The 1,325-nt window shown below is 66.0% G+C and carries 2 protein-coding genes; one reads left to right on the top strand and one right to left on the bottom strand.

The annotated features are described in order from the left end of the window. The coding region (locus tag EN984_RS34885) for an SDR family oxidoreductase (protein WP_127384369.1) at positions 1-203 on the top strand (203 nt) is incomplete at its 5' end. Between the two features lie 97 nt (positions 204-300). On the opposite strand, the gene EN984_RS34890 is transcribed toward EN984_RS34885, so the two are convergent. Next, complete coding sequence (locus EN984_RS34890; RefSeq protein WP_127269071.1) at positions 301-1,245, bottom strand: ABC transporter permease; 945 nt, start codon at positions 1,243-1,245, stop codon at positions 301-303. Positions 1,246-1,325 lie beyond the last annotated feature (80 nt).

Genomic DNA, 1,325 nt, shown 5'->3' on the forward strand with positions numbered 1-1,325 from the left:
TCCGTACACCGCACGGCCTGCGCGAGGTCGCCGACCTCGGCAGGCTCGGCGTCGACGTCTCCGACGCGGCACTGGCCGCGCAGCAGGGCCGCATCGGCGAGCCGGAAGAGGTGGCGAGGGCAGCGCTCTACCTGGCCAGCGACGAGTCGAGCTTCGTCAACGGCACGCATCTGTTCGTTGACAATGGTTTTACGGCGATGTGAGGCTTTCCAGGGACAGGTTCTTCGTCCCAGGGACAGCTTGTCGCCCTTCCTCTACCCCGTCGATCGGGGGAGAGGAAAGGCACCAAGTCCTGCTCGTCTACCGTTCTTCCCGTCGAAACGGCTTGAGCAGCGCCGACGGTGCCGTCGCGTTGCGCGACATCACCGCCATGGCGACAATGGTGAAGATGAACGGCAGCATCAGGAACGCCTCGTAGGGGATGTGTCCGAGCCCGCTGGCCTGCATGCGCAACTGCAGCGCATCGACGAAGGCGAACAGCAGCGCCGCCCCCGCCGAGCGCCACGGATCCCAGCGGCCAAACACGACCAGCGCGATCGCCACCCAGCCACGCCCCGAGACGACGCCGAAGGTGAAGGCGTTGAACTGCGCCATCGACAGAAAGGCGCCGGCCAGCCCCATCAGCGCACCGCCGAGGATGACTGCCTGGAAGCGCGTGGCAATGACGCTGACCCCCGCCGAATCGGCGGCGCGCGGGTTTTCGCCGACCATACGCACCGACAGGCCCCATGGCGTGCGGTAGAGCACGAAGGCGGCCAGCGGAATGGCCAGGATCGCCATGTAGACCAGCGCGAACTGGCTGAACACCGCCGTCCCGAGCACCGGGATGTCCGAAAGGAGCGGGATCGGCAGTGTCTGAAACCCCTTGATGTTGGGCGGCACCGACTGCTGGCCGAAGATCAGCCGGTAGAGGAAATAGGCGAGGCCCGACGAGAACAGCGTCACGCCGATGCCGCAGACATGCTGGCTGAGGCCGAGCGCCACAGTGAACAGCGCATGCAGCGCGCCCATCAGCATGCCGGTCAGCACCGCAGCCAGCACGCCGAGCCACAGGCTGCCGCTGAGACTGGCGGCGGTAAAGCCGGTCATCGCCGACAACAGCATGATGCCTTCGATGCCGAGATTGAGCACGCCAGCCCGCTCCGAGAACATTTCGCCGAGCGTTGCAAAAGCCAGCGGCGTGGCGATGCGGATGATCGCGGCCAGGAAGCCGACCTGGAAGATCTGTTCGAACACCGCGCTCATCGGGCAACCCCGACGCGGCGGATGCGATAGGCGGTGAACAGCAGCGCCACCAGCATGGAAAGCAATGCGGTGCCCTGGAT

The sequence above is a fragment of the Mesorhizobium sp. M7A.F.Ca.CA.004.12.1.1 genome (assembly GCF_003997835.1).
Lineage (GTDB): Bacteria > Pseudomonadota > Alphaproteobacteria > Rhizobiales > Rhizobiaceae > Mesorhizobium.

Coding starts and splice junctions, on each gene's coding strand:
- EN984_RS34890 (WP_127269071.1), bottom strand. CDS start 1,245: ATGAGCGCGGTGTTCGAACAGATCTTCCAGGTCGGCTTCCTGGCCGCG.